Consider the following 497-nt stretch of genomic DNA (forward strand, 5'->3'; position numbering starts at 1 on the left):
GCAGAACAAAAGAAAGAAAAAACCCCGTTCGGTGGCACGTATCTGCATCCCCGTCAGGTCTTGCGCGAACTGGAAAAAGCCATGCCCGAAGACGTCATGGTATCGACCGATATCGGCAACATCAATTCGGTGGCGAATAGTTATCTGCGCTTCGAAAAACCGCGCAGTTTCTTTGCGGCGATGAGCTTTGGTAATTGCGGCTACGCCTTCCCAACCATCATCGGGGCCAAGGTCGCTGCACCCCATCGTCCGGCGGTGTCGTATGCCGGTGATGGCGCGTGGGGCATGAGCCTGATGGAGACCATGACCTGTGTGCGTCACAATATTCCGGTCACGGCGGTGGTATTCCACAATCGTCAATGGGGCGCAGAGAAGAAAAATCAGGTCGACTTCTATAACCGTCGCTTTGTCGCCGGTGAACTGGAGAACCAAAGCTTTGCCGCCATCGCAATCGCGATGGGTGCCGAAGGGATCGTTGTCGACAATCTGGAAGACGT

General features: G+C 54.9%; 1 protein-coding gene. It reads left to right on the forward strand.

The window, feature by feature from the left end; all coding sequences use genetic code 11:
- A partial coding sequence (locus QN379_RS23510) for a thiamine pyrophosphate-dependent enzyme (RefSeq protein ID WP_323507778.1) occupies positions 1-497 on the forward strand: 497 nt, incomplete at both ends.

It is taken from the genome of Glaciimonas sp. Gout2 (assembly GCF_035018905.1).
In the GTDB taxonomy this organism is placed as follows: domain Bacteria; phylum Pseudomonadota; class Gammaproteobacteria; order Burkholderiales; family Burkholderiaceae_D; genus Glaciimonas.